Annotated in this window: 16 protein-coding genes; 3 read left to right on the top strand and 13 right to left on the bottom strand. The window is 66.6% G+C overall.

Annotated features, from left to right (window positions below; genetic code table 11):
• The first annotated feature begins 68 nt into the window (after positions 1 to 68).
• A complete protein-coding gene (locus GGR40_RS07430; protein WP_429275574.1) occupies positions 69 to 1,448 on the top strand; it encodes a formimidoylglutamate deiminase in 1,380 nt (459 codons plus the stop codon).
• A 2-nt stretch (positions 1,449 to 1,450) separates the two neighbouring features.
• Positions 1,451 to 2,158 (top strand): UTRA domain-containing protein, encoded by a 708-nt coding sequence (locus GGR40_RS07425; RefSeq protein ID WP_429275611.1) that lies wholly within the window; start codon positions 1,451 to 1,453, stop codon positions 2,156 to 2,158.
• 86 nt (positions 2,159 to 2,244) lie between these two features.
• Here the strand turns inward: GGR40_RS07425 and GGR40_RS07420 are convergent, their stop codons facing one another.
• From GGR40_RS07420 to GGR40_RS07365, 12 genes are all read right to left on the bottom strand, one after another.
• Complete coding sequence (locus GGR40_RS07420; protein WP_429275573.1) at positions 2,245 to 4,842, bottom strand: M14 family metallopeptidase; 2,598 nt, start codon at positions 4,840 to 4,842, stop codon at positions 2,245 to 2,247.
• Positions 4,843 to 4,864: 22 nt separating this feature from the next.
• Positions 4,865 to 7,150, bottom strand: a complete 2,286-nt coding sequence (locus tag GGR40_RS07415; RefSeq protein ID WP_429275572.1) for a TonB-dependent receptor — start codon at positions 7,148 to 7,150, stop codon at positions 4,865 to 4,867.
• Between the two features lie 692 nt (positions 7,151 to 7,842).
• Entirely contained in the window at positions 7,843 to 9,909 is a 2,067-nt protein-coding gene (locus GGR40_RS07410) for a glycoside hydrolase family 2 protein (protein WP_429275571.1), read from the bottom strand.
• Positions 9,910 to 9,920: 11 nt separating this feature from the next.
• On the bottom strand, positions 9,921 to 11,546 hold the full coding sequence (locus GGR40_RS07405) for a rhamnogalacturonidase (RefSeq protein ID WP_429275570.1): 1,626 nt from the start codon (positions 11,544 to 11,546) through the stop codon (positions 9,921 to 9,923).
• Positions 11,547 to 11,641: 95 nt separating this feature from the next.
• Positions 11,642 to 12,772 carry an FMN-dependent L-lactate dehydrogenase LldD gene (gene lldD, locus GGR40_RS07400; RefSeq protein ID WP_429275569.1) on the bottom strand — a complete coding sequence of 377 codons (1,131 nt, stop codon included), beginning with the start codon at positions 12,770 to 12,772 and terminating at the stop codon, positions 11,642 to 11,644.
• Positions 12,769 to 13,578 carry a kinase gene (locus GGR40_RS07395; RefSeq protein WP_429275568.1) on the bottom strand — a complete coding sequence of 270 codons (810 nt, stop codon included), beginning with the start codon at positions 13,576 to 13,578 and terminating at the stop codon, positions 12,769 to 12,771. The genes lldD and GGR40_RS07395 overlap by 4 nt, the downstream gene beginning before the upstream one ends.
• Positions 13,562 to 14,518 (bottom strand): 2-hydroxyacid dehydrogenase, encoded by a 957-nt coding sequence (locus GGR40_RS07390; RefSeq protein ID WP_429275567.1) that lies wholly within the window; start codon positions 14,516 to 14,518, stop codon positions 13,562 to 13,564. The genes GGR40_RS07395 and GGR40_RS07390 overlap by 17 nt, the downstream gene beginning before the upstream one ends.
• Positions 14,519 to 14,580: 62 nt before the next feature.
• Positions 14,581 to 15,351 (bottom strand): enoyl-CoA hydratase/isomerase family protein, encoded by a 771-nt coding sequence (locus tag GGR40_RS07385; protein ID WP_429275566.1) that lies wholly within the window; start codon positions 15,349 to 15,351, stop codon positions 14,581 to 14,583.
• On the bottom strand, positions 15,348 to 16,466 hold the full coding sequence (locus tag GGR40_RS07380) for an extracellular solute-binding protein (protein WP_429275565.1): 1,119 nt from the start codon (positions 16,464 to 16,466) through the stop codon (positions 15,348 to 15,350). The genes GGR40_RS07385 and GGR40_RS07380 overlap by 4 nt, the downstream gene beginning before the upstream one ends.
• Positions 16,463 to 17,653: a CaiB/BaiF CoA transferase family protein gene (locus GGR40_RS07375; RefSeq protein ID WP_429275564.1), complete on the bottom strand. Its 1,191-nt coding sequence runs from the start codon at positions 17,651 to 17,653 to the stop codon at positions 16,463 to 16,465. The genes GGR40_RS07380 and GGR40_RS07375 overlap by 4 nt, the downstream gene beginning before the upstream one ends.
• A gap of 14 nt (positions 17,654 to 17,667) precedes the next feature.
• Entirely contained in the window at positions 17,668 to 18,414 is a 747-nt protein-coding gene (locus GGR40_RS07370; RefSeq protein ID WP_429275563.1) for an SDR family NAD(P)-dependent oxidoreductase, read from the bottom strand.
• Positions 18,411 to 19,589 (bottom strand): aldose 1-epimerase family protein, encoded by a 1,179-nt coding sequence (locus tag GGR40_RS07365; protein WP_429275562.1) that lies wholly within the window; start codon positions 19,587 to 19,589, stop codon positions 18,411 to 18,413. The genes GGR40_RS07370 and GGR40_RS07365 overlap by 4 nt, the downstream gene beginning before the upstream one ends.
• A gap of 73 nt (positions 19,590 to 19,662) precedes the next feature.
• On the opposite strand from GGR40_RS07365, the gene GGR40_RS07360 reads away from it, so the two are divergent.
• Entirely contained in the window at positions 19,663 to 20,022 is a 360-nt protein-coding gene (locus tag GGR40_RS07360; protein WP_429275561.1) for an L-rhamnose mutarotase, read from the top strand.
• Between the two features lie 26 nt (positions 20,023 to 20,048).
• Here the strand turns inward: GGR40_RS07360 and GGR40_RS07355 are convergent, their stop codons facing one another.
• Positions 20,049 to 20,789: a FadR/GntR family transcriptional regulator gene (locus GGR40_RS07355; protein WP_429275560.1), complete on the bottom strand. Its 741-nt coding sequence runs from the start codon at positions 20,787 to 20,789 to the stop codon at positions 20,049 to 20,051.
• Positions 20,790 to 20,928 lie beyond the last annotated feature (139 nt).

The following is a 20,928-nucleotide window of genomic DNA, read 5'->3' as shown; positions in this document are numbered from 1 at the left end:
GCCTCCCCCAAGTGATTGCATCGTTCCGAATTAATGTATAGACAAAAAACAGAGCGAGGAGCAGATTCATGTTGGAAGGATCCGAGGCGTTGCCCAGGTCATTGTTTTTCGAGCATTGTCTGCTCCCTGATGGCTGGGCGCGGGACGTTCGTGTCACGCTGGAAGGCGGCCGGATCGCGGCGGTGGAAGTCGGCGCGCAGCCTTGCGCTGAGGACGCGCGTCATGCCTGCGCCCTTCCGGGAATGCCCAACCTGCACAGCCATGCCTTCCAGCGCGCGATGGCCGGTCTGGCGGAGCGACGCGGCCCCTCGAACGACAGTTTCTGGACCTGGCGCGAGATCATGTACCGTTTCGTCGATCGCATGACGCCGGACGATGTGCGGGCCATTGCCGCGCTGGCATATGTCGAGATGCTGGAGGGCGGATTTACGCGCGTTGGCGAGTTTCATTACCTTCACCATGATCGCGACGGGCAGCGCTTCGGCGATATTGCGGAGATGAGCGCGGCGGTGCTGGCGGCTTCGGGTGAGGCGGGGATCGGCATGACGCTGCTGCCGGTACTTTACAGCTACGCCGGGTTCGGAGCGCAGCCGCCGCAGCCGGGACAGCGCCGGTTTGTCAACGACCTGAAGCATTACGCGCGCCTGCTTGAAGGCGCCGAACAGCATGCCCGGTCCCTGCCGGATGCGGTGGTGGGCGTCACGCCGCACAGCCTGCGCGCGGTAGCGCCCGAACAGCTGCGCGATATCGCGCCGCTTCTGCAAGGGCGTCCGGTTCACATTCATATCGCCGAGCAGGTGAAGGAAGTGGACGATTGCCTGGCGTGGAGCGGTCAGCGCCCGGTCGAATGGCTGGCCGACCGCGTAGGGATGAACGCCGCATGGTGCCTTGTCCACGCCACGCACATGACAGATGCGGAGACGCGAACGGTCGCGGCAAGCGGGGCGGTGGCAGGGCTGTGCCCGATCACCGAGGCCAACCTTGGCGACGGGCTTTTCCCGGTCGAGACGTTCCTCGATGCCGGTGGCGTCTATGGCATCGGCAGCGACTCCAACGTGCTGATCGACTGCGCGGAGGAACTGCGGCTGCTGGAATACGGGCAGCGCCTGACCCGCCGTGCCCGCAACGTCATGGCGCGGGGGGCGGGGGAATCCACCGGGACCGCGCTGTATGCGGGCGCAGTTGCCGGCGGCGCGGCGGCGCTGGGCGTGGCAGGCGGGATCGCTGCGGGGAGGCCGGCCGACATCGTCAGCCTGAACCTCGATCATCCGGCCATGCTGCACCGGCAGGGCGATGCGATAACCGACAGCTTCGTCTTTGCTGCGGGGCGCTCGGCCATTGACTGCGTGTGGCGCCATGGCGACAAGCTTGTGAGCGAAGGACGCCACCACGCCCGCGACCGCGTGGTCCGCGACTATGCCAAGGTACTGGAGAAACTGATCGCGTGAGAATGCCCCTGCACGAACGCATTCGATCGGATTTCGAGGGACGCATCCTCGGCGGCGAACTGGCTCCCGGAGACCGCCTGCCCATCGAGCAGGAACTGATGCGGGAATACGGCTGCTCGCGCATGACGGTGAACAAGGCACTGTCCGCACTTGTCGCGGCGGGGCTGATCGACCGGCGCAAGCGCGCGGGCACCTTCGTGGCGCGACCAAAGGTCCATTCGATGGTGCTCGACGTGCCGGACATCGCGGCGCAGGTGCGCGAGCGGGCGCAGGATTATGCCTTTCAGCCGCTCAAGCGCCGGGTGCGGCCTGCCGGTGACGACGAGGAGGAAACGCTGCTGGCGGGCGGCGGTTCGCTGGTGCAGATCGACGGGCTGCATCTGGTGGATGGCGCACCGCTAGGCGTGGAATTCCGTCTGGTGAGTGCGACGGCGGTGCCGGAGATCGTCGGTGCCGACCTCGACAGCGTGCCGCCCGGCACTTGGCTGTTGCAGCATGTGCCCTGGACCGAGGCAGAAACGCGAATATCCGCCGTCGCCGCGCTGGGCGAGGAGGCGGAATGGCTGGGCGTCGCTGCCGGAACACCGTGCCTGTGTGTCGAACGCCGGACGTGGCGCGGCTCGGAACGGATCACTTATGTGCGGCAGCTGTTCCTTGGCGATGCCTATGACATGGTGGCGCGGTTCGGGCCGGGGGCTTCGGCGCGATAAGGGGCGGTCGCGACGATCGCGTCCTCGCCCATAAAGCCCATCCTGGAAAAAGCGGGGCGCCGCTTTCACGGCGCCCCGAGGGTGGATCACTTGCCCGCACGGTCCGGGTACAGCGCGTTGAAGAACAGCTTGTATGCCCCGTGCGACTGGCCGCGCCATTGCGGGCGGAAGCCGTAGAGGTAGACCTTGCCCTTGCCGTATTCGACCATGACCGCCGCAGCCTTGCCCTGGATCGCTTCGGGATGCAGCAGCACGCCGCTGCGCAGGGGGTTGCCGGTGGAAGCGTAGGAGGCCAGCACCTCGCCCTTGAAGCCGGCCTTGGGCTCGAAGGCGGGGCCGCGCTCGAACATCACGATGGGGTCCAGCGGCATCCCGGCGGCGATGCTGGTGCCGGGGGTCAGCTGGACCTGCAGCAGTGCGCCCGAGCAGAAGAAGAACTCGCTCCTGGCGTCCTTCAGGATGTTGGTCACGGGCAGATCGAACAGGTCGATCACCGCGTCCGAGGCATTGTTCAGCGCCACCAGCGTGCCGCCATCGCGCACGAAGTCCTTGAGCTTCTTCGCACCGTCCTCGCCGATGCCGCCGGCATAGGGGGCGGGCATCTGGTTGGGACTGAACCCGTCCATTAGCGAAGCGAGCGGGCCCTTGTACCGGGATTCGAAGTCGGCGGCGGGCGCGGTGTCGCCGGGGCGGGACTTCGATGGGGCCGAAAGGTCGGGCAGGACGATGGTGTCGACCTTGCCGGCAAGACCCGCCTTCACGTCGGCGTTGTAGACGGTCTTCGCGCCGAAGCCGTACTGTTCCAGCAGCCAGCGCGTCCAGCCCTCGTCGATGTTCGAACCCCACGGTCGGTAAAGCGCGACGCGACCCTTGTTCACGGCTTCGCCGGCGGGCGCTTCGGCCCCGGCGGTAACGGTGACGCTGTATTGCGCGGCGATCTTGCCCATTGCCTGGGGTGAGAGGCCGGACAGCGCGATCTGGCTGTCAGTCCAGCTCGCCTTGCCGCCTGCCGCCAGCGCGGCGTTAAGCGCGCGGTAGCTGTTGTTCACGCGGCGATCGAGAAGGTAGTTCGTACCCGATCCGCTGACGCCGCCCGCCGGCGCGGTGGCCGCCGCCACCCTGGTGAAGCCCGCGCGCGCCGCCGCATCGAGCGGCTGCTCGATCTTGTCCACGCGCACGCCCATCTGCATCGGCAGCGTCCAGCCGGTGACGTCGTAGGGCAGATCGGCGGGGTTGCCGTCGCCACCCAGGATCGCGTCGGGGTACTTCTGGCTGTCGAACAGTTCGCGCGCCAGACCGGCGAAGGGCTGGTCCATCGGCACCACCCAGCTGCCCGCCGGATAGCTCTGCCCGCCGATCGTGGTAGCAGCGGAGGTCTGCATCACGTCGAGGCCATGGTTGACCATGATCTGTGCCAGCGCGGCGGCTTCGGGCGCGTCGGCCTGACCGGACGGAATCACGTATGCCGAGGGACCGTCCTTGGCGGCGGCGATGGTGTCACGGCCTGCCTGATAGCGGTTGAACAACAGCGTTTCGCGATACTTCTGCGCGGTTTCCAGCACCGACATCGACGCGGTCAGCATGTAGTCGACCGAGTCCTTCAGATGCCATTCGCCGCCCTTCCACGGGTGCGGGTACATGATCTGCGCCTTCAGATCCTGCGCGGACTTGGGGAAGTCCTCGACCTTCCAGGTCTTGGGCGTGGCGCTGTCGTGCGCGGTCTCGGTGAAGAACGAGATCGTGTTGCGGAAGACGTGGATGTAATCGAGGAAGCCCGGGAACCAGTTGTCGAAACGCGCCTGCGCCACCGCGCCCGGCTTGCCCTCGGTTTCCATGCGGGTCATGATGTTGGTGCCGATGGCATTGGTCCAGATGCGCATCAGCGGGTTGATGTTGGACGACACCGGGTCGGCGAAAGGCGGCACCCAGATGCGCGCGGGGAACGGCGCGACCTGATGCTGGCTGTACCAGATCACCGGAGCGTATTCCTGCTCCTGCGCGTTGACGACCTGGCTTTCCTTCATGTTGAGCATGTAGCCGTCGCGGTTGTTGTCGTGGCCGACGTACTCCTGATAGAGCCAGGGCGTGCGGCTGGTCTCCCACTTCGTGCCGCGCTGCTTGCGATACCAGTCGACCACCATGTCCTGCCCGTCCGGGTTCAGGGTGGGCCATAGTACCAGCACCACGTTCTTGAGGATCGCGTTTACTTCGGCGTCGTTCTTCGCCGAAACCAGCTTGTGCGCCAGAGCCAGCGGCAGCTGGTGGTCGGCCACTTCGCTGGCGTGCATGCCGCCGTCGATGTGGACGATGATCGGGCTTTCGGCGGCGAGCTTCTTCGCTTCGGCGTCAGTCAGGCCGCGCGCGTCGCCAAGGCGCTTGGAGATCGCCTTGTATTTGTCGAAATTGGCGATGTTCTCGGGGGTGGAGATCACCGCATAGACGAAAGTCCTGCCGTGCGTACTCTTGCCGCTTTCGAACAGCTTGATGCGGTCAGAGCTTTTGGCGAGCGCCTGGAAATAGCGGACCGCGTCCTCGTAGTTGGCGAGGTAATAGTCCTCGCCGACGTCGTAGCCGAGCACGGCCTTGGGGCTGGGGACGCTCTGTGCCATTGCCGGGGTGCAGAGCCCCAGCGCCGAGGCGGCCATCAGGACGCGCGCGAGGCGCGTCGACGTGTGCGTTTTCATGTGCTGGGGCTCCGTTGTCAGGTCAGAAGTGGCGACGCACGTTCACGCCGATGGTGCGCGGCGCGGCCGAAGTGGCGGCATAGCTGTTGGGCGTGGACGACATCGATGCGCGGTTGATCGCCACCGCGTCGAACAGGTTGTTGACGAACAGGTAGACGCCGGTGTCGCTCTCCGGCAGCTCGAAGCCGACGCGCAGGTTCGCCAGCGCGTATTCGTCCATCTTCACGCGATAGACGTTGGTGGGGCGGAACTCCGAGTAGGACGCGCCGACATAATTGAAATCGGCGCGGGCGAAGAATTCCACGCTGTCGCTTACCGGCGTGCGGTATTCCGCACCCACCGAGCCGGTGAAGTGCGGAATGTAGGGAATGCGATCCCCTGCGCGGCCTGCGGCCACGACGGCGTCGCTGATCTGGTCCTGCGTCAGCTTGGCGTCCAGGTAGTTGCCCGCGATGTTGAAGGTGAGGCCCTGCACCGGGCGGATGAAGGCTTCCGCCTCAAGCCCGCGGATGCGCGCCGCACCAGCGTTCGACAGGAACGAGAACGCGCCGTTGGTGGTGCGCCCGCTGACCTGCATGTTGTCCCAGTCGATCTGGAACGCGGCCAGGTTCAGCGTGAGGGCGCGGCCCAGCAGGGTGAACTTGCTGCCCACTTCGTAGTTCCACAGCTTGTCAGCCTGATACGGGGTCAGGTCCGCAGACAGGCCGATGACCTGATTGGCGCCGCCGGGTCGGAAGCCCTGCGATGCGGTGGCGTAGAACAGCATGTCGGGATTGGCCTGCCACGATGCATTGAACTTCAGCAGCGTGCCGTTTTCCGACGAGTCCACCGTGTTGACCGGACGGACCGGCGCGCCGATCAGCGACCAGCCGATGTCGGTGAAGCCCGATACCGTCTTGTCGTAATCGTAGTAGCGGATGCCGGCGGTCAGGCTGAGCGCGGACGTGACGTGGTAGGTGCCCTCGGCAAAGGCCGCGACCTGCTTCAGCTTGTCGAAGATTTCGCGGCGGTAGAACAGCTGGACGGGGAAGATGATCTCGCCGGTAGCATCGTCGGCGCGGGCATCGGAGGAAGTGACGTCGTTCCTGCGGTTCTGGAAGAACGCTCCCACCGTCCAGTCGAAGGCGTTGTCGCCGGTCGAGCTGAGGCGGACTTCCTGCGTGAAATCCTTGGTCGAACCGGGATAGTAGATCGCCGCCGGGCTCAGGCTATCGATATAGCCGTAGTAGCTGGACAGCTGATCGGCCGAGCACGCGCCGCCCGCATTGACGTAGGAGGCGCAGCGCGCCGCCGTGCGGTAGGTGCCGATGTAGTAGCTGTCGTCCGCCGCATAGGCCGACTTGCGGTGCTGGTAGCTGGTGATCGAGGTGAAGTTGGCAAAGCCCACGTCCCAGTTCGCGGTCAGGCTGTAAAGCTGCGACTTATCTGTGTAGGGCAGGTTCACCTGTGCGGCGGACTTGTAGTCGCCCACGGCAGGGTTCCAGGTGGCGGAAACGGCATCGGTGTTCTCGAATGAGGCGGTAGCGTCGAGCGTGAAGTTGGACGTGGGCGTAAAGCGCAGCATCAGGCGGCCGCCGGTGGCGGTATAGTCGTTCACGTTCTTGCGGCCCAGGAACGTGTTGTCGATGTAGCCGTCGTTGTCGCGGCGGAACAGAACCGCGCGGGCAGCCAGCACGTCCTTCACCAGCGGCACATTGACCATGCCATTGACGAAGTAGCCAAAGCCGCCGCCCCTGGTGGTCATCGCCTGCGCTTCCACGGTGCCCTCGTACTCGTCGCTGGGCTTGTTGAGGATCACGCGGATCGCGCCGCCCATCGAGCTGGCACCGTAGAGCGTGCCCTGCGGGCCGCGCAGCACTTCGATGCGGTTGACGTCGAACAGGGTGAAATCGGCGGTGCGACCCGCCGCGTCGCTCGATACGCCCACCGAGCCTGTCACGGGGGTATCGTCGTAGTAGACCCCCACGGTCGCCTCGCCTGAAGCCTGGACGCCACGCAGTGACACGCGGCGCTGGCCCGGACCATTGTCCTGGATACGCAGCGAGGGAACGAATTTGGCGTAGTCTGCGATGTTGGTGACGCCAGCCTTGGTCAGTGTCTCGCCGGTCAGGGCGGTGATCGCGATGGGCGTGGTCTGGACGGTGGTATCACGACGCAGGGCGGTGACGACGATGTCGCTGCCCACTTCGGCGCTGTCGGCAGGGGCGGTCTGCGCCTGAGCGATAGCCGGCAGGGCGGCAAACGCGAGCACTATGGATGCTGCCCCGCAGTTCAAGGCGGCGCGACGAAACGTGGTGGACGTAGTCATCTGATGATCTGTTCCCTCAATGCGGCGAAGACGGCTTCGTTCGGCCTTGCTTCAACCCTGTTGGCGAGTCGCATAGTGGCCCGCCATTAATGTATATACAAGAAATATTATTGCTTATTATTTGCTCATTGCGTTACGCAGCATGCTCAATTTTTAGGCAAAACGCACCCCTTGGACAGCCATCTGCTTTGTTCACGGCGAACGGAGCCCCCATCTGCTGTGCGGGCGGCAGCTACAGCGATGTTGGTCATGGAGGCAATTGAGAAATTTTTGGGGCATCCGATAAGGACGCTGCCGCTGTTTGTTGCGTCCAGCACGAAAAAAGGTTGAACGCGCACTGCTACGGTCTTTTAGCGCAAGGTCTCAAGCGCAGCACGCAGCAGGAACGCTGCGATGAGGCGGCCATGAGGTCAACGTCGGGATCGAAGGGCGGCTAGTGTTCGACCAGATCGGCCTACGATGGCATCCGGCTCTGGAAGGGCGGCGTCTGCCCTTATCTTCCCCGAGGATCAGGTAGTGCCTTTTGTAGTGCGCGGGCTGCTGGTCCAGGTGATGGAAGGCTGGCGCGAACCCTTGCTCCGTTATCACCTCTATGTTCCTAGCCGTCGCCAAGGCATCACGGCGAAAGGCTGCCGCCCGTTTCATGGCCTTGGAGCGGCGTGAATTGAATGATGCCGATCACTGGTGGATGTTCAGGGCCGCGTTTGCCAGCGCCATTCCACTGCGTCGGTCAGCCCGCCAGTCCGTGCCTCCACCCGGTTTGCCCCGGGGGCAAGGTCGATGGTCCAGGCGGCGATGTGGTCCTGCACCGGGACTTTGGTCCAGGCACCGCCATTGAGGCGCATCTCCACCTCCGCGTGGTTGGTGAACGCCTGCGCGACCACGCGCTGCGTGCGCTTTTGCACGTCGCGGCGACTGGCGAGGTGCAGCATCGGCCGGTCGGACCAGTTCGCCTGATACCAGTACCACGCATCCTTGCGCAGCTTTCGGTCTTCGGTGACGAGGCCCTTGTCGTTGATCGCGGGGCGGTCCCCTTCGTTGCGCTTGAACGAGGGGAAGTCGATCCCCACCCATATGAAGCTGGACCACAGGAACGGGCGCTTCTTCATTTCGCGCCAGTGCTTGATATGGAAATCGGTCTGGTACTGTTCGGGGTGCCAGTAGCCGTTCGATTCCGGGCGCTTCACCACCGGATCCTCCTGATGGAGCACACTGGCGCCCGCGCCGTATTCGCTGACGCCGAAGGGACGGTCGGGCATTTTGGCGTGAAGTTCGTCTGCCCACGGACCGATGTCTTCCGACTTGGTCCAATACCATCCGAAGTACCGGTTGTACGATACCGTATCGCTGTGCTGCGCGATGGGATCGTCGTCGGCCAGGCAGCAGTGCGCGTAAGTCGTCGGGCGCGTGGGGTCCAGCGCTTTGGCCGTCGCCTGCAATTCGGCGAGGATGCGGTTGGAGGCGGCATCGGACTTGCGGATTTCGTTGCCGATGCCCCACAGCGCAACCGAGGGATGGTTGCCGGTCTGCGCGATCAGTTCGCGCATCTGCTCGACCAGGTTCTCGCGGAAGGCGTCGGACGAATCGTGATCGTCGATCAGCGGCACTTCGGTCAGCACCAGCAGGCCCAGTTGATCGGCGCGTTCGTAGACCCGCCGGGGGTGCTGCATATGGGCAAGCCGCAGGCCCGTTGCGCCCATCTGCGCGAACAGGGCAAGGTCTTCGTCGATCTCGGCATCGCTCACCACCGGGCCGCGCCCGAACCGGGTCGGCAGCTGCAGGTTGACGCCGTGCAGCGGATAGGCCGCCCCGTTGAGCAGGAACGTGCCGTCCTTCTTCACCGCCACGGTCCTGACGCCGAGCGGCACCGTCTGGCTGTCCACCACACGCCCGGCTTCGGCGATCTCGGTGACGACGCGATAGAGGTAGGGCGCCTTTACCCCCTGCCACAGCCGGGCGTTCGCCAGCTTCAGCGACTGGTCAAGGCTCACTTTCGCCCCCGCACCGAGCGTCTCTGTGCGCACGGCGCGGGCGACCGTACGGCCCTGCGCATCCAGCACGCGGGTGGAGAGGGAGAAGCGCGCCGCAGCATCGCGGTCGTTGCGCAGCGCCACTTTCAGGCCGATGGTGGCGGTGCGCCCGGCCAGCGCGGTGGTGCGCGCCTCGACGCCCGGTCCGGCGTGGGCAAGGCGGTCGAAGGCAAGGCCATCCTGCTCGATCAGCGCCACCGGACGCGCCAGCCCGCCGAACACGTTGAAATCGCCGTTGAGCGGCGCGATCGTGGTGTCGCGCGCATTGTCCACCCGCACCGCCAGTACGTTGTCGCCGCCTCGCAGCGCGTCGGTGGCATCGAACCGGAAGGCGCCGTAGCCGCCTTTGTGCAGGCCCAGCCGCCTGCCGTTCAGCCAGACTTCCGCCTTCAGGGACACGCCCGAAAAGTCCAGCAGGGTACGCTTGCCGGCATTGGGGCTGGCAGTGAATGTCAGCCGGTACCAGGCCGGGCCGCGGTAGTAGGCTCCCTCCGGCTCCCCGCGCGCCTTGGCACCGCCTATGCCGGAATCGGCGGCGTTATAGGTGTGCGGCACAGACACCACCTGCCATGCTCGGTCGTCGAAACCGGGCGCCTCTGCCCCGGCGACATCGGACTTCACGAAGTGCCAGCCTTCGGTGAGCGGACGCTCGGTCGCGGCCAGCACCGGAAGCGGCGCGCCTGCAAGCAGGACGCTGATCAGCGACCGGGAGAGGGTGGTTTGAATCATCGTCGGGCCCTTCACGAAAGTTTGCTTACGTCGCCGATGGCGATCTTGCTGCTGGCAGTGAAGCGCACCGCGTCGGCCCGTTCGCGGGTGGATCGCAGCCCGTCCACCAGCGCGCCTGCGACGTCGTCGAACACCACCGCCGGGCGGGCATCGGCGGCGGCGACGTCGAAGGTGACGTTGTGCAGCACCACGTTTCGGGCATGGCGCACGTAGAGGCCGTGGGCCGGGAATGCGCCCATGAAGCTGGGTTCCAGGCTGGACGCGGGCCGCTCCGGGATCGCGCGGCCTGCCTGCTCCACGGTGCCGCCGCCCGCCGAACTGACGTGCACGTCGGAAAACGTCACATCCTCCACCGGCGCACCGGGATTGCCCACGACGCCGCAAGCGTATGGTCCAGGCGCGCCCGACACGTTGATGCCGGAAAACCGCACGCGCCTGACCCGCGACGGGCCACTGCCAAGCGGCGCCCGGTTGCGTGCGGCAAGGCGCACGAAGATCGGATGGTTCACGGGGTTACGCAAGTTGATGTCGCGGAAGGTCACGTCCTCCAGCACGCCGCCGTCGATCGCGCCCAGCTGCAGCCCGCGCGTGTTGTCGCAGGTGCAGTCGGCGATCAGAATGTTGCGGAAACCCGTGGCGCTGTCGGTGCCCAGCTTGATGCGGCCCAGCACGCCCACGTCGTCCACGGACCGATAGGTGGACGGGCGATAGCTGCCATCCACCAGCGCGCCCAGATCAAAGCCGCTGGTCCGGCAGCCGATTACGGACACACCTTCGCAGAACACCGGCTCGTTCAGCGCATAGCTGCTCTTGAGCACGATGGCGTCGTCCTTGGGGGCATTGACGGTGCATCCGGTGACGCGCACGTCGCGGCAGCAGTCGATGTCGATGCCATCGCGGTCGGTATCCACCGTCAGGTTGTCGATCGTGACGTTCTGCGATCCCAGCACGTAGCAGGCGAAGTGGCCGCCCTGAAGGATCGTGAAGTCGCGCAGCAGGACGTTGCGGCAGCGCTTGAGCGCGATGGCCTTGTTGCCGCGCCCTTCGTAGGCCATCTCGCGCGGGATGGCGCGGCGGGCGGCGTCGGGGGAGAGGCCCTGTTCGCGCGGCGATTTCCAGCCCTCGATCCCGTGCCAGCGTGGTGCCGGACCTTCGCGATCAAGGCCCAGGCCATGGATCAGCCCACGCCCGATCACCGCAACATCGGTCAGGTCGATCCCCGATATCAGCGCATTGCGGAAATGGGCGACGCCATAATCGACGTACTGTTCCTCGTAGACGCCTTCGGGCAGGTCGTAGCGGCCCTTGTGGCGGCGCGGGTCGGCGGCTTCGATCACGCTGCCGGGCATCAGCAGCAGCGTCACATGGCTGCGCAGGCGGATGGTGAAGCACAGGTAATGCCCGGGCGGCACCACCACGGTGCCGCCGCCAGCCTCGCTCGCCGCCGCGATGGCACGGTTGAAGGCGTCGGAATCCAGCGCGATGCCATCGCCCTTCACGCCATGATCGCGCACGTCATGAAACCCCGACAGCGCGCCTGCCGCCCGCACCGGCGCGGTGCTCAGCGCAAAGACGGCGCCCATGCCCAGCGTCATGGCGCGGCGGCTGAATTCCGCCCTTTCGATTACGCGGCTCATCCCGGCTCCCTTAGCTCTATTTGTATGACGTATTACATACAGGCAGTAAGGTGCCAAGGGGTTATCGTCGTCCCGAACCTGATCCGGGCTTGCGTTCAAACCAGCATGTCGCTGCCGATCTCGTCGATGGACCGCACGCCGCTGAGCGCCATCGTCAGCTTCATGCCTTGCGCGATGAGGTCCAGCAGCCGGGCTACGCCCGCTTCGCCACCGGCCGCCAGTGCATAGATGTAGGCGCGGCCCAGCAGTACGCCGCGCGCGCCCAGCGCCAGCATCCGCACCACGTCAAGGCCGGTGCGCACGCCGCCGTCCACCAGAACCGTGAGTTCATCGCCTACCGCGTCGGCGATGGCGGGCAGGGCCTCTGCGGTGGACAGCGCGCCGTCCAGTTGCCGCCCGCCATGGTTGGAGACGATCACTCCGTCCGCCCCAAGCCGCACCGCGTCGCGCGCGTCGCCGGGGTCCAGCACGCCCTTGACGATCATCTCTCCTTTCCAGAAATCGCGAATCCATTCGAGGTCGGACCAGGTGATGGACGGGTCGAAGTTTGCGCCCAGCCAGCCGATGTAGTCGGCAAGGTCGGTCGGCCTGCCCCGATAGTCGGAGACGTTGCCCAGATCGTGCGGGCGGCCCAGCAACCCCACGTCCCAGGCCCAGCGGGGATGCGTCACCGCCTGAAGCATCCGCCGCATCGGCGCGGCGGGGCCGCTCATGCCAGAGTGGGCATCGCGATAGCGCGCGCCGGGCAGGGGCATGTCGACGGTGAAGACCAGCTTGGTCACCCCCATCGCCTGCGCCCGCTCCAGCGCGTGGCGCATGAAGCCGCGATCCTTCAGGACGTAGAGCTGGAACCAGATCGGCGCACCGCTGGCGGCGATCACGTCGGCCAGCGGGCACACGCTGACGGTGGACAGGATGTAGGGCACGTTCGCCGCCCGCGCCGCGCGGGCCACCTGCAATTCGCCGCGCCGCCGCATCATCCCGCCCAGCCCGATCGGGGCAAGCAGGACCGGCATGTCCATCGTCTCGCCCAGGACCTGCGTGGCAAGGCTGAGCGCGGACACGTCTCGCAACACGCGCTGGCGCGGCCGGATGGCTTTGAGCGCCGTGCGGTTGGCGTCCATCGTCTCTTCCGAGAACGCGCCGCCATCGACATAGTGGAACAGGAATGGCGGCAACCGGCGGCGCGCGGCTTCGCGGAAGTCGAGCGGGGACGAGACGATCATGACAACTCCCTGATACTGCGATCCGGCGCCAGCGCCAGCACAAGGTCCGCGCGCGGCGGCATTTCGATAAGGATATGGCGGGTGATCCGCTCGTAATGCTGCACGAACCGGTCGAGCGCGGCTTCATCCATCACCCGCGTGCCTTCGGCTTCTCCGCGCGCAATGCTGGTGCGCAGGGCGTGCTCCTGCTGGCCACGCCAGCCGCGCACCACCTCGAACCCCGGCGCGGCAAGCAGCACCAGCCGGTCGATCCGCGCGAAAAGCAGGGCATAGATGTCGCCAAGCTGCGCGTTGGCATGGCCGCGCCAGACGCCGCCTGCGTCCTCATCGCGTTCCAGCGCATTGACGGGCACGGCCAGTTCGGCAAGCGATTGAGGCCGAGCGCCCACGCACCAGCCCTCGAAGATCAGCAGGTCGAGGTTCGGCGGAACCGCCGTGCCTTGCTCTGCAGGTTCGTCCCGTGCCTTGTCGAAGCGCGGCAGGGTCGTGGCCTTCCCGGCGCGCACCGCATCGAGCAGGGCGATGCCCGCTGCGGCATCGTGCGTACCGGGCACGCCGCGCGTGGCGAAGAGGGGGTGGACCGCCTCCGCCAGTTGCGCCCGCTCGGCGCGACCAAGATAAAGGTCGTCCAGCGACAACACCGCTGCGCGCCGCCCGTCCGCCTCCATCTGCGTTACTATCGCCTGCGCCAGCGTGGACTTGCCCGAGCCCTGCGATCCGCACAGGCCAAGCACCAGCGGGCCGCTTCGGGGTTCGTCCAGCCAGGCCCGCGTCGCGGCGCAGAGCCGCTCAGCCGACGGGGTCAAGCAATGGCTCTCCGGCAAAGAAGCGGTCGAGGTTGTCGGCCACTTTCATCCCCATCGCGGTGCGCGCCTCGATCGTGGCGCTGCCAAGATGGGGCAGAAGCACCACGTTGGGCAGGTTCAGCAGGGCGGGGTGCACGTTCGGCTCCGCCTCGTAGACGTCCAGCCCCGCCGCAGCGATCCGGCGTGCGGCAAGTGCTTCTGCCAAAGCCGCCTCGTCGATCAGGGTGCCCCTCCCGGTGTTCACCAGCACGGCGTGAGCGGGCATGCGCGCCAGCAGGGCGGCATCCACCATGTGGCGCGTCTCCGCCCCGCCCGGCGCGTGGAGGGACAGCACGTCCGCGCGTTCGGCCAACTCGCCAAGGTCCGCGAAATAGGCGTGTGCGGGCATGTCCGGCGCCGGGCGGCGGCTGTGGTAGGCGATGCGCATTCCGAACGCCTCGGCCCGCTTTGCCGTGGCGCGCGCGATCCGCCCAAAGCCGACCAGCCCCAGCAGCTTGCCCGACAGCGACTGGCCGACAAGGTGCGTGGGCCGCCAGCCGGTCCATCCGCCAGCGCGCAGCTCGCGCTCGCCTTCGCCGGCGCGCCGAGTGGCCATCAGCAGCAGCGTCATGGCGATGTCTGCCGTGGCTTCGGTAAGGACGTCGGGCGTGTTGGTGACCGCTATGCCAAGGTCACGCGCGGCGGCAAGGTCGATGTGCTCGAACCCGGCGCCGTAATTGCCGACGATCCGTGCCCGGCGTCCCTCGACATCAAGCACAGCGCGCGTCACCCGGTCGGTCACCGTGGGGCACAGGGCATCGTGATCGCGCATCGCCTGCGCCAGCGCGGCTTCGTCCAGCGGTGTGTCGCTTTCGTTCAAGGTCACGTCATAGGCGGCGGCAAGCCGTGCCTCGACCGCTTCGGGCCAGCGACGGGTCAGCAGTATCTTCGGCTTGGTCATTGATCTTTCCGCAGGGAACGAGGCGGTTAGAAGTAAGCGGACTGCGCCGCCCAGGTCAAACCTCAACGCCGCCGGAATACAGGTGCGCGACGCTGCGCGAAAGCGGCACGGCCCTCGGCGGCGTCGGCGGTGGCGAAGCAGATGGCCTGAAGGTCGCGCTCGTATTCGATCGCCTTGTCGAAGGGCATCTGGTGAGCGGCGCGTAGGTTCAGCTTCGCCGTTTCCGCCGCGATCGGCGCGCGCGCCGCGATCTGGCCGGCAATCTCGCGCACGCGGGGCAGCAGGGCATCGGGCGCGGTGACTTCGCTGACGAGGCCCCAGGCCAGCGCCCGGTCCGCCTCGATCATCTCGCCGGTGTAGAGCATCAGCGCGGCGTTCGACATGCCTACGCTATGGGCCAGCCCCACTGCCATGCCGCCGCCGCCGATCCAGCCCAGCTTGATCTCGGGCGCGGCGAAGCGGGCGCTGGTGGAGGCGATGCGGATGTCGCAGGCCATCGCCGTCTCCAGCCCGCCGCCAAGCGCATAGCCGTTGATCGCAGCGATCACCGGCTTGCGGCAGCCCCGCAGCGCATCGCAGTAATCCTGCCGGTTGCGAAAGTCCCACGCGGTAGCGTAGGTATCGAGCGTCGAGATGTCTGACCCCGCACTGAAGGCGCGTTCGCCTGCGCCCGTCACGATCACCACGCGCACGTCGTCGGAGGTGTTGCAGGTGGCGATGGCATCCACCAGCGCGGCGGCCATGTCCGGTGTCATCGCGTTCAGCTTGTCCGGGCGATCAAGCACGATGGTGGCGATATGGGCGGCAATGTCGAAGCGCAGGTTGGCGCTCATGTCTCGGTTCCCCTGATGTGATGGCGGGCGAATGCGGCCTCTATGCGGGCGAGGACCGGCGCGGCGGCTTCCTCAGCCAGCAGCCCCTCGCGCAGAAGGGCGGAAGCCTCGGTCTGGAAGGCGATGGCGCCGTCGTGCCGCGGGCGCAGCGACGCGCCTTCTAGCGTGGCGCAGGTGGCGGAATAGAAGCCGTCCCATGCCCGGTCCACCTCCGGGTCGGCCCAGGCGCTGCGCAGGGCCGGCTGGCCGTCATGCGCAGGGATGAAGCGCCGCTGCGCGTCCTCGCCCATCAGCCACAGCAGGTGCGCGCGCAGTTCGTCGGTTACCGTGCAGCGGCGTGATACGGCAATCCCGGTGCCGCCAAGGATGGAGCCGATGCCCGCGTCCCCGCGCGGCGCATCGGCAAAGGCGACGCCGCGCCGGGCATAGTTCACATAGCCGTAGACCAGCGGCACCAGTGCCAGATCCTGCCCTTGCGCGATCGCTTCGAGCAGGGCGATGGGGTTCTGCCCGATCCGGGCGCGGGTGGCATCGGTCATCAGGCGTGCCATCAGGTCGTAAGCCCGCGCGCCGATTTCGGGATCGACGAAGGTGTCCTGCGGCCTGCCGCGCGCCAGCGACGCCGCGATGGACTGGAACGTCAGCGCCGCATGGGGACCGGAGAGGGACAGCGCCACGGGCACGGCCCGGGCCAGCGCGACGACCTCGTCCCAGGTACGGGGCGGCGTCGGCACCCGCGCAGGGTCATGCGCCATGACCTGACTTGCGGCATCGAGCGGCAGCGCCCAGTGCTTTCCCGCATAGCGATAGCTGGCCAGTGACGGGCCGATTGCCGCGTCCTGCAATGCGGCCAGTGCATCGGCGCCGATGACCTCCTCCATCGGGACGAGGCAGTCGTGGGCCACCGCTTCCCCGACATGCGGATGGTCGAGGACGATGAGATCGTATCGCGCGGCAAGGTCGGCGATGGGATGCGCCTCGAACCCTTCCAGCGGATGGCGGTCCCACGCGATGGACAGACCCTGCGCCGGGGCGACGGTGGCGGCGGCAGCCTCCAGCGCACGGTATCCGCGCGGGTGGTCCCAGGTGAGGCCGCGAAACGAAGGCGCCCTCATGCGTGCTGGCGCACCACGCCGGATTCGACCAGCCGGGCGATGTCGTCGTCGCTGCGGCCGATCTCGCGCAGCACATCTTCGCTGTGTTCGCCCACCAGCGGAGCGCCGCGCCTGATGGCGCTGGGGGTGCGGGAAAAGCGGATCGGGAAGCCCGGCACCTTCACGCGGCCCTCGGTCGGGTGGTCGTACTCCACGAACGTGCCGTTGTGGCGGATCTGCGGGTCGTCGACCAGATCGGCATAGCCGTAGACCGGACCGCACCAGATGTCTGCGGCGCGGAACCGTTCCAGCCAGTGGGCGGTGGGCTGGCGCAGCAGGTGTTCGCGAAGCCGCGCGAAGATGGCATCGCGCTGGGTCCAGCCGTCGCGCTCTTCCTCCAGCCCGGCGAAGAACGGATCGTCCAGTTCGCGCGCCAGCGCCTCGAACCGGGCCATCGCCAGTGTCATGTACCCGTCCGCCGTCTCGAACACGCCGTAAGGCGCACGGATGTAGCTGTGCGCGTGCGGCTCGGCAGAGCGGGCCTGCGGCTTGTTGCCGACGGTGAAGACCGACAGTTCCTGCATCTGGATGGTGGTGATCGCATCCAGCATGTTGACCTGCACCAGCTGGCCTTCGCCGGTCCGTTCGCGGTGGAACAGTGCAGCCAGCGCGCCCTCGAACGCGTTATAGGCGGCGATCGCATCGACCAGGTACTGGCCCGCCGGGGAGGGCGGCGCGCCCTCGCTGCCGGCGGACAGCATCGCGCCGGACATGCCCTGAAGCAGCAGATCCTGCCCCGGCAGATTGCGATAGGGCCCATCCTCTCCATAGCCCGACATGGAGATGTAGATCAGCCGCGGGTTGATGGCGCTAAGCGTGGCGTAATCCACGCCCAGCCGCTCGGCCACGCCGGGGCGGTAGTTCTGCAGGAAGACGTCGGCGTCCTTCACCATGTCCAGCAGCACCGCCTTGCCCTCCGGCGCTTTGAGGTCGATCGCCAGCGAGCGCTTGTTGCGGTTGAGCGACAGGAACGAGACGTTGATGCGGTTGCCCGTCGCTCCGCCGGCAGAGGCGTGGCGCTGCCACTCGCCGCCGGTAGGCTCGACCTTGATGACGTCCGCCCCCATGTCGCCAAGGCGCTGGGCGGCGAACGGCCCGGCCATCGCGATGGAGCAGTCGAGCACGCGGATACCGTTGAGAATAGTCATGCGAACATGGTCCTTCAGGACATGGTCCAGCCGCCGTTGACGTGCAGCGTCTGTCCGGTGATGAAACCCGCCTCTTCGGCGGCGAAAAATGCGATGGCGTGGGCGATGTCGGACGCGGTGCCGCGCCGCTTGATCGCCTGCGCGTCAAGGACCATGCGCTCGTAGCCCTCGGGATCGGGGTGGATCTTCTCCGCGTCGGTTGGAAAGGCGCCCGGCGCGATGGCGTTGACGGTGACGCCCCAGGCCCCGAACTCGCGCGCCCACGCCCGCGTCAGGCCGATCAGCGCCGCCTTGGACGCGACATAGGGCGACAGGTTGACCCATCCGCCCGAAACGGTGATGCTGGAGACGTTGACGATCCGCCCGAAGCCCTTCGCACGCATTCCCGGCAACGCAGCCTGCACGGCAACGATCCCGGCATCGACGTTGATGCGCTGGACGAACTGGTGCTCCTCCACGGTGTAGTCCTCGAACGGTTTCGAGGGGTAGACGGCCGCGTTGTTGATGACGACGTCGATGCCGCCGTGCTCTGCCGCCAGCGCATCAACGGTGGCGCGCAAGCCCGCGAGGTCGGCCAGATCGGTGCGCGATACGGTGAGGGTGCCGGGGCCTTTCCCCTGCGCAGCATGGGTAAGGCGCTCGATCTTCGCTTCGTCGTTGTCCAGCGCGATGACATGCGCGCCGCGCTCCATCAGCAGCAGCGTGGTGTCGAGGCCGAGCCCGCCCGCCGCGCCGGTGTAAAGGACCGTGCGCCCCTTCATGCGGCACCCGCGATGGGCGGGAAGTTGTCTGAGGGGGCGGGGTATTCGTCCTGCGGCTGCAACGCGATGCCCTCTATCCGGCCAACGGCGGCAGAGACGGCGGCGGCATCCGGCAGCACGCGCAGCACGGTGTCGTAGCGCCGCTCCTCCCCGTGGTCGAGGAGGATCAGTTCGCCCCGTTCGCGCGCGAAATCCTTGCCCAGAACATGGTTGGTCGCCGGCTCGATCCCGACGGCATAGTGGCCCGCGTGCAGGTTCTGCCATTCGAACATGCACGGAAACTGGTCCTTGCGGGTGGTCACCGAAAACCCGAAGCCCAGCGCCTCGTTCACCAGCGCCACTTCGACCCGGCCCTGCGGATCGGGGGCCATGTCGTGCTGCCAGACCTGTTCGTGGAAGTTGACGATGGGGGCGGGCAGGGTGCGATACCCCACGCCCTGCGCGCGATAGTCCCCGGCGTGGGCAGCCCACAGCACCTCGCGCACCGGCGCGACATAGCGCGCGCCCTCGGCAACGACCGGGTGGCCGACGTTGATGTGGTAGCAGAACATGTGCGGCGTGGTGTAGAACCCGTGGTTCACCACCCGGTCGGTCATGCGGATTTCATCGCCGCCAAGGTCCGCCTCGATCCGGCGGATCAGGTGCAGGTCTTCGCCGAAGACGGTGGACTGGCGTACCACCCCCTCGGCCCAGAACGTGCAGGCATCGCCGTCCCATTGCTCGCCGTATCCAGTCAGCTGCGCGGGAATAGTGCCGACGCGGCCATGGAGCGAGGACGACACCGCCTTGCGCGGGCCATAGTGGTAATGCCCGGCGGGATCGTCATGCATGAAAAGGATATGGTCGAGGCCGCAGGTGATGTTCAGCCCGGACATGGAGCGAAACCACCCTAGCCCTCCTTCGCCCTCGTAATCGTGAAGGGCCGGATTGCGAAAGCCGGACGGCGAATGCCATCCCACCGCGCGCCCTGCATGGTCGCACTCGGCAATGTCCATCGCGCGGTCCACCAGCACGGTGAAGCGCAGGCCCGACCCGGTGCGAAATTCCAGCATCCGCACGCCGCGCTCCACCCCGTCGCCCAGCGTCATCAGCCGCACGCCGGCGAACTGCGACAGCGAGCCGCTTCGTTCGGCGACGTGCCTTTTCGACATCGTCGCGCCATACAGCAAGGCCATGCCTGCCCCCTCCATCTTGTAAGACGTATGATGAATACGTAAAGAGGCAGCAGGCGTCAACGGGAGAGTGTAGATGACCGAAATCTTGCGACGGTGCTTTGCCGTGGACCTTGTCGATCAGCCGGAAATGATCGCCCGCTATCGCGCGTGGCACTCGCCCGGCGGCCCGCCCGCCGCCGTCGCCCGCGCAATCCGGGCGGACGGTGTGCGCGACCTCCAGATCTGGATCGTGGCGGACCGGCTGTTCATGATCATGGAGCAGGACGCTGAAAAGGCATCCGATGCTTTGGGCGAAGCCGCGCGCGACACGGCCGATCCCGAAGTGGCGGCGTGGGATGCGCTCATGCGCACGTTCCAGCGTCCGCTACCCTTTGCCCCCGAAACGACGTGGGTGGAGATGGAGCGGATCTACACGCTGGCCGAACAGCCGTAACATTCACATGAGGCGAGGCTGAAGCCTTATTGCGGCCCGTTGGCTCGCCTGCGCGCCCAGGACGATTCGATGTGCTCGCGCATGGCCCGCGCCGCGCCTTCGGCATCGCCGTCGACGATGGCCTGATAGACCTTGCGGTGCGCAGCATGCGTGTTGCGCACATGCTCGACGTTCAGCGTGCCCGAATAGCCATGCGTGTTCAGCGCGCGCGACTGGATGCCGTCGATAATCGCCTTGCTCAGCCGGTCGCCTGACATGCGCATGATGACGTCGTGAAAGTTGACGTCCTCGTGGACGTAGGCGGCAGGCGTCTCCACAAGGCCTTCCAGCTTCTCGATCTGGGCCTGCAGTTCGGCGCGGGTCTGCGCGGTGGCCCGCAGCGCCGCCTTGGCCGCCATCGAGGCTTCCAGCGAGGAGCGGATTTCCGAAAGGTTGTCCAGATAAGCCAGGCCATCCTCACGTCGGAACAGCGCCGCCAGGATCATCGGGTCCAGCAGGTTCCAGTCGTTCTGTTCCCGCACGATGGTGCCGCGCCCCTGCATCGAGGTGACGAGGCCCTTCTCGGTCAGCGCGGTCGTCGCTTCGCGCACGACGGTGCGGCTGACGCCGAAATGATCGCACAGCATGTTCTCTGGCGGCAGGGCGCTTCCGGCAGGGTAGACCTCGGTGACGATGGCGTTGACCAGCTCCTCAACCACCGCTTCGGCAAGCCGTGGACGCCGCCGCGTCTTTGCGGGGGCTCCCAGCCCGACAACCCTATCCTGCATGCTTTTTTCCGACCTTGAATCATGGGGACGCACATCATCTGCGCCACATTCACGCTGAACCCACTTGACGAGGCACGTCAAGACTTGTCTAACGACATAGATAATACATAATACGAATTGTCAGCAGGCTTGGGGTAGA

The sequence above is a fragment of the Novosphingobium gossypii genome (genome assembly GCF_050433305.1).
GTDB lineage: Bacteria > Pseudomonadota > Alphaproteobacteria > Sphingomonadales > Sphingomonadaceae > Novosphingobium > Novosphingobium gossypii.
This window is presented reverse-complemented; position numbering and strand designations above follow the sequence as displayed.